Source organism: Nocardia jiangxiensis NBRC 101359 (assembly GCF_000308615.1).
GTDB lineage: Bacteria > Actinomycetota > Actinomycetes > Mycobacteriales > Mycobacteriaceae > Nocardia > Nocardia jiangxiensis.
In genome coordinates, this window is sequence record NZ_BAGB01000066.1 from 40,157 (window position 1) to 47,136 (window position 6,980).

The window sequence follows — 6,980 nt, forward strand, 5'->3', positions numbered from 1 at the left end:
GATCCACTGTCCTCCGTCGCCTCGCGCGCAGCCAGGGATCGCCGATCCCACGATGTGTCGTCCCTCCCTGGTCCCTGGATCCGCGCGCACGATGAACGGCATGACCACCATCGAAGAAGTTCAGCTCGGCGCGGCCGGGCCGGCCGTCGGGCGCATCGGTCTCGGCGGTATGGGAATGTCCGGCTCGTACGGCCATGCCGACGAACAGGAATCCATCGCCACCATCCACGCCGCCCTGGACGTGGGCGTCAACGTGATCGACACCGGCGACTTCTACGCCATGGGCCACAACGAGATGCTGATCGGGCGGGCCCTCGCCGATCGCAAACGCGAGGACTATCTGCTCAGCGTGAAGTTCGGCGCGTTGCGGGGGCCGGACAACAACTGGGGCGGCACCGATGCGCGGCCCGAGGCGGTCCGCAACTTTCTGGGATACTCCCTGCAACGACTCGGCGTCGACCACATCGACGTCTACCGGCCCGCGCGGCTGGATCCGAACGTGCCGATCGAGGACACCATCGGGGCGATCGCGGAGATGGTGCAGGCCGGATTCGTGCGACACATCGGGTTGTCGGAGGTCGGAGCCGATACGTTGCGCCGCGCGGCAGCCGTACATCCGATCGCGGACCTGCAGATCGAATATTCGCTGATCTCCCGGGGTATCGAGGCATCGATCCTGCCGACCGCCCGCGAACTCGGCACCTCGATCACCGCCTACGGTGTGCTCTCGCGCGGACTGCTGAGCGATTCGCTGCGCGGGAACCGGCCTTTCGCCGCGGGCGATTTCCGCGCGTTCAGCCCGCGGTTCCAGGGCGAGAATCTCGCGACGAATCTGCGGCTGGTCGATGCACTGGCCGCCATAGCGGACAGCCGCGGGAAGAGCGTCGCACAACTCGCCATCGCCTGGGTCCTGGCGCAGGGCCGCGACATCGTCCCCGTGATCGGCGCACGCCGTCGCGACCGCCTCACCGAGGCGATCGGCGCACTCGACATCACCCTGTCGCCCGACGAACTCGCCGCGATCGAAGCGGCCGTACCCGCTGATCAGGTCGCGGGTGAACGGTATGCGCCCGCGCAGATGGCGATGCTGGACAGCGAGAGCTGAGCTTTCGGCGCCGCACAGCTCGGTCCTCGTCCGAACGTTCGGACGAGGACCGAGCGACGTTCTACTTGCGACGAGGGCGGATGACGGCCGTGAAAGTTGCCGCGGCGACGGACTTTCCGGTGTTGTCGGTGATGTCCACCGGCACGGAGAGTTCGACCGGGTTGCCCGCCAGAATGTCCTCGCGCATCTGCTTCAACCCCTCGGCGCTCAACTCCGAGGTAGCGCGGATCGGACCCGCCTCCCCCTTGGCCCGCGCCAGATATTCGATGCGCCCGTCCCGCGCGACGATGAACGCATCCCCCATCAGATCCACGATCCCGGAGATCGACGTACCCATGGCCGCGGTCTCGGCCAGCCCGAACAACATCGCCGCATGCAGATCACCGTTGTGATTCAGATGCTCGGGCTTGGGCGCCATCTGCACGACGTTGCACCCCTCCCGATACTCGACGTTCTCCATCCCCGCGTACTGGATGAACCCCAACTTCTGAAACCCGCCCCACACCAGATCGCCCACGGCGCTGTCCACAGCTACTCCCATCCCAAGTGAAACACGTTCTACTTTTCATACAGCGAATGCAGAACGTTGTCCATGGGTGAGGCTGCTCCTTCCACTCGCCGAGCAGCCTTTGGTCACCAGGTGATTTCCGGTAGTTCAACGTCGATCGGGAACGGGCGATCGAGGCGCAGTTGCTTGCGGAAGACACCACTGGGCGTGTACTGACCACCCTCGGGAAGCAATTCGAAGGCGTAGACGACCATTTCGTCGTCCTCGTTCTCCACCCGCCAGAAGCATTTGATGCCCGCTTCGGCGTATTGCACGGGCCGCAGTTTGCGGTCCTTGGTCTTCGTACCGGGTGAGACGATCTCGACGGCGAGGTGCACATCGTCGGGCCGGTAGACCCATGTATGCGGGCCGAAGGCCGAGCGAGACACCACGAGACAATCTGGTTCGGGTGCAGATGCCCCCAATTCGATGGCCTTTTCCGACAGCACCACGACATCCTGTGGCGCAATCTGCCGCAAGGCGGCCTTCAAGGCATCCCTGACCTCGTCATGCCATGGATCGGCAGGGGCCATCATCACGACTTGTCCATCCTCCAACTCGAAGCTGCCGTCGACCACTTCTATCAGGCGAGGCAGGTCAGCGGCGGTAAACCCTTCGGGCGGAGGCACTGGCAGCGACACCAACCGCGAGCGAATCGGTTCCTCGGGTTGATCGTGCGCAGCGACGGCCATAGCAGCAGGGTACCGGTCGAAAAAAACCTCCCGCAACAACTCTTCACGGGTATAGATGCGCGATGAATCAGGATTCGCAGCCAACTTGGCCAACCCCTCACGCAGCTGCTCGACGATCTCACGGCGGTCCATCTCAGGTTCCCGAGGCGATCGCATCATGTCGGCAAGCATGCCCGAAGCATACAGCCACATCAGCGATGGTCCACACCATTGAATGCGAATGCTGTTGCGGTACAATAGATTACATTGCCAAGGTATCAAAATATGCAGGGGCGCAATGAAACTGGTCCAATCTGACAACTATGCAACCGCACACCCCTACGAGCCCCACGCATACGACAACCGCCCCGCCTCGGATAACCGAGGCGGGGCGGATTGTGTTGTCTCCTACCGGATTACCGGTAGTCGCTGAAACCGTAGTCGTCCAGCGGGACCGCTGCACCCGTGGTCTGGCCGAAGCCCTCCGGGGTGTAGTAGGTGTCGTCGTAGGACGGCACCGCGTAGGCGGCCGCGCGGGCCTCCTCGGTCGGCTGCACCTGGATGTTGCGGTAACGGTTGATGCCGGTACCGGCCGGGATCAACTTACCGATGATCACGTTCTCCTTCAGGCCGATCAGCTTGTCGGAGCGGCAGTTGATCGCGGCGTCCGTGAGCACGCGGGTGGTCTCCTGGAAGGAGGCCGCCGACAGCCACGAATCGGTCGCGAGCGACGCCTTGGTGATACCCATCAGCACCGGACGACCCGACGCGGTCGACGCGGCATCGCCGTGCTCGGCCATGACGCGGCGGTTGACCGCCTCGAACTCCGAACGCTCCACCAGTGAACCGGGCAGGAACTCCGTCGCGCCCGAATCGATGATCGTGACGCGCCGCAGCATCTGCCGGACGATGACCTCGATGTGCTTGTCGTGGATGGACACACCCTGCGACCGGTAGACCTCCTGGACCTCGTGGACCAGGTGGACCTGTACCTGACGCGGACCCATCACGCGCAGCACCTCGTGCGGATCGGCCGAACCCTCCAGCAGCTGCTGGCCGACCTCGACGTGATCGCCGTCGGCGAGCAGACGCTCGGAGCCGTCGTCGTGCTTGAACACCCGCAGACGCTGACGCTTCGACAGCTTGTCGTAGACCACTTCGTCCGAACCGTCGTCCGGAATGATGGTGATCTTGTAGAAGCGGTCGTCGTCCTCGAGCCGGATCCGGCCCGAGACCTCCGCGATCGGCGCCTTGCCCTTGGGCACACGAGCCTCGAAGAGCTCCTGCACACGGGGCAGACCGCCGGTGATGTCGTCACCCGCGACACCACCCTGGTGGAAGGTACGCATGGTCAGCTGGGTACCGGGCTCACCGATGGACTGCGCGGCGACGATACCGACGGCCTCACCGATGTCGACCAGCTTGCCGGTCGCCATCGAGCGGCCGTAGCAGGTCGCGCACACGCCGGTGCCGGTGGTGCAGGTCAGCACCGAGCGGACCTTCACCTCGGTGACACCTGCCTCGAGCAGCGCCTCGATGGCCGGGTCGCCGAGATCGTGACCCTTCTCCACCACGACGTTGCCCTTGGCGTCGAGCGCGTCGGCGGCCAGCGTCCGGGCGTAGGTGCTGGTCTCGACGTGCGCGTCGCGGATGATCGAGCCGTCGGCCTGCTTCTCCGCGATCGCGACGAGGATGCCGCGCTCGGTGCCACAGTCGGTCTCGCGGACGATGACGTCCTGCGACACGTCCACCAGACGACGGGTCAGGTAACCCGAGTCGGCGGTACGAAGCGCGGTGTCGGCCAGACCCTTTCGCGCACCGTGGGTGTTGATGAAGTACTCCAGAACCGTCAGGCCCTCACGGAAGGAGGACTTGATCGGCCGCGGGATGAACTCACCCTTCGGGTTCGTCACCAGGCCCTTCATACCGGCGAGGGTACGGGTCTGGGTGAAGTTACCCGTGGCGCCCGAATCGACGATCGTGATGATCGGGTTGTCGGCCGGGTAGTGGCGGCGCAGCGCGGCACCGACCTCTTCGGTGGCCTCCTGCCAGATCTTGACCAGCGCGTTGTTCCGCTCCTGGTGATCGAGCGCACCACGCTGGTACTTCTTCTCGATCCCGTCGGCCAGACCCTCGTACCGCTCCATGATGTCGGCCTTCTCCGGCGGCACCAGCACGTCGGACATCGAGACCGTCACACCCGAACGCGTGGCCCAGTAGAAGCCGGCGTCCTTGAGCTTGTCGACGGTCTGCGCGACCACGATCATCGGGTAACGCTCGGCGAGATCGTTGATGATCGTCGCCTGACGCTTCTTGGGCATCGGCTCGTTGATGAACGCGTAGTCCGCCGGGAGCAGATCGTTGAACAGCACACGGCCCAGGGTGGTCTCGGCGGTCCACGCGTCACCGGGCTGCCAGCCCTGCGGGAACAGCTCCGCCTCGATCGCCCGCGGCGGACGCTGATCGTTCAGCCGCACCTTGATCTGCGACCGGACGGTCAGCTCACCGCGGTCCACGGCCATCTGCGCCTCGGCCGGCGAGGAGTACACGCCCTGCTCGGGCGCGTCCTTGGTGGCCGCCTGGTACTCGCCCTTCGCGCCCTCCTGCAGGCGGGTCAGGTAGTACAGGCCGGTCACCATGTCCAGACGGGGCATGGCGAGCGGACGACCCGAGGCCGGGGACAGGATGTTGTTCGAGGACAGCATCAGGATGCGGGCCTCGGCCTGCGCCTCCGCGGACAGCGGCAGGTGCACGGCCATCTGGTCACCGTCGAAGTCGGCGTTGAACGCCTCACACACCAGCGGGTGCAGCTGGATCGCCTTGCCTTCCACCAGAAGTGGCTCGAAGGCCTGGATACCCAGACGGTGCAGGGTGGGCGCGCGGTTCAGCAGCACGGGGTGCTCGGCGATGACCTCTTCCAGGACATCCCACACCTGCGGCCGCTGCCGCTCGACCATCCGCTTGGCGGACTTGATGTTCTGCGCGTGGTTCAGGTCGACCAGACGCTTCATCACGAACGGCTTGAACAGCTCCAGCGCCATCAGCTTGGGCAGACCGCACTGGTGCAGCTTGAGCTGCGGGCCGACGACGATGACCGAACGGCCGGAGTAGTCGACGCGCTTACCGAGCAGGTTCTGCCGGAAACGACCCTGCTTACCCTTGAGCAGATCGCTCAGGGACTTCAGCGGGCGGTTACCGGGACCGGTGACCGGGCGGCCGCGACGGCCGTTGTCGAACAGCGCGTCCACGGACTCCTGCAGCATCCGCTTCTCGTTGTTGACGATGATCTCGGGCGCACCCAGATCGATCAGTCGCTTGAGGCGGTTGTTGCGGTTGATCACGCGGCGGTACAGGTCGTTCAGGTCGGAGGTGGCGAAACGGCCACCGTCGAGCTGAACCATCGGGCGCAGCTCCGGCGGGATCACCGGAACAGCGTCCAGAACCATGCCCATCGGCGAGTTGCCGTTGGTCTGGAACGCGGCGACGACCTTCAGTCGCTTGAGCGCACGCAGCTTCTTCTGGCCCTTACCCGTGCGAATGGTCTCGCGCAGGTTCTCGGCCTCGGCCGCGATGTCGAAGGTCTCCATCAGCTTCTGGATCGCCTCGGCGCCCATCGCACCGGTGAAGTACTCGCCATAGCGGTCCTGCAGCTCGCGGTACAGCACCTCGTCCACGATCAGCTGCTTGGGAGCCAGCTTGGTGAACGTGGTCCAGATCTCGTCCAGCCGGTCCAGCTCGCGCTGGGCGCGGTCGCGCAGCTGACGCATCTCCCGCTCGCCGCCGTCCTTGACCTTGCGGCGCACGTCGGACTTGGCGCCCTCGGCCTCGAGCTCGGCGATATCGCCCTCGAGCTTCTGGGCGCGGGCCTCGAGATCGGCGTCGCGCTGATCGGCGACGGCCTTCTTCTCGACCTCCATCTCCGCCTCGAGCGTGGACAGCTCGTTGTGGCGCAGATCGTTGTCGACGGCGGTGATGACGTAGGCGGCGAAGTAGATGATCTTCTCGAGATCCTTCGGCGCCAGGTCCAGCAGGTAGCCCAGACGCGAGGGCACACCCTTGAAGTACCAGATGTGGGTGACCGGGGCGGCCAGCTCGATGTGGCCCATCCGCTCACGACGCACCTTGGCGCGGGTCACCTCGACGCCACAGCGCTCACAGATGATGCCCTTGAAGCGCACGCGCTTGTACTTACCGCAGTAGCACTCCCAGTCCCGGGTGGGACCGAAGATCTTCTCGCAGAACAAGCCGTCCTTCTCCGGCTTGAGCGTGCGATAGTTGATGGTCTCCGGCTTCTTGACCTCGCCGAAAGACCAGTTGCGAATGTCTTCGGCGGTAGCCAGGCCGATCCGGAGTTCATCGAAGAAGTTGACGTCTAGCACGTAACTTCCTTTCCCCTGTCGGGATTGATTTCGAGCAAGTTCTCAATCGTCGTGAACAGGTGCCCCGACCGCCCTGCTCGCCCGGCGCGCGGCCGGGTGAGCAGGGGGAACGGGACCAAAATCACTGCGCCAGATCGTCTACCGTGGCGGCTTCGTTGCGGGACAGGTTGATGCCCAGGTTCGCGGCGGCCCGCTCCAGGTCCTCGTCGTCGCCGTCGCGCATCTCGATGGCCGCGCCGTCCGAGGACAGCACCTCCACGTTCAGGCACAGGGACTGG

At 65.0% G+C, this 6,980-nt stretch carries 4 protein-coding genes; 1 reads left to right on the top strand and 3 read right to left on the bottom strand.

Features of this window, described 5'->3' with window-relative positions; all coding sequences use genetic code 11:
• The first annotated feature begins 100 nt into the window (after window positions 1-100).
• Window positions 101-1,105 carry an aldo/keto reductase gene (locus ON40_RS29230; protein ID WP_040828110.1) on the top strand — a complete coding sequence of 335 codons (1,005 nt, stop codon included), beginning with the start codon at window positions 101-103 and terminating at the stop codon, window positions 1,103-1,105.
• Window positions 1,106-1,166: 61 nt separating this feature from the next.
• Here the strand turns inward: ON40_RS29230 and ON40_RS29235 are convergent, their stop codons facing one another.
• The 3 genes from ON40_RS29235 to ON40_RS29245 all read right to left on the bottom strand — a co-directional run bounded on the left by ON40_RS29235 (window position 1,167) and on the right by ON40_RS29245 (window position 6,702).
• Complete coding sequence (locus ON40_RS29235; RefSeq protein ID WP_040828111.1) at window positions 1,167-1,634, bottom strand: PaaI family thioesterase; 468 nt, start codon at window positions 1,632-1,634, stop codon at window positions 1,167-1,169.
• Between the two features lie 104 nt (window positions 1,635-1,738).
• The gene (locus tag ON40_RS29240) at window positions 1,739-2,515 is read right to left on the bottom strand and encodes a Uma2 family endonuclease (RefSeq protein ID WP_169541916.1); all 777 of its coding nucleotides are present in this window, start codon (window positions 2,513-2,515) and stop codon (window positions 1,739-1,741) included.
• A 224-nt stretch (window positions 2,516-2,739) separates the two neighbouring features.
• Window positions 2,740-6,702, bottom strand: coding sequence for a DNA-directed RNA polymerase subunit beta' (locus tag ON40_RS29245; protein WP_040828099.1), 3,963 nt, complete (start codon window positions 6,700-6,702; stop codon window positions 2,740-2,742).
• Window positions 6,703-6,980: the final 278 nt, after the last annotated feature.